Below are 309 nucleotides of genomic sequence, written 5' to 3'. Positions count from 1 at the left end.
TGCTATTGCTATGCAAGAAAAAGGTAATTTATATGCAAGTGCAAGTGATTATATAAAAAATGATTTTAATAATGGAAGCTATGGTTATAATAAAGAGCATTCTTTATTTATCCTTCCTTATACTTCTTCACAGAATGTTGAACTTTCTTTAAATGAAGAAAGTAAAGGACACACTAAAGGAACTATTATAGGTTATTCTACTTTAAAAGATAGTGGTATCTATGGTGTGTATGCAGGTTATGAAGATACTAAAATGAAATCAACCTATTTTGATATAAACAATAGATCTTATTATGCAGGTTTAAAATA

1 pseudogene is annotated in these 309 nt (G+C 26.9%); it reads left to right on the top strand.

Annotated features, from left to right (window positions below):
• Nucleotides 1–309 (top strand): annotated as a pseudogene (locus H2280_RS08590) (autotransporter outer membrane beta-barrel domain-containing protein); the annotation flags it as partial.

The organism is Campylobacter sp. 2457A (assembly GCF_020135895.1).
GTDB lineage: Bacteria > Campylobacterota > Campylobacteria > Campylobacterales > Campylobacteraceae > Campylobacter_D > Campylobacter_D taeniopygiae.
Note: the sequence above shows the minus strand (reverse complement) of the source record. Positions and strands in the feature narration are given on the sequence as shown.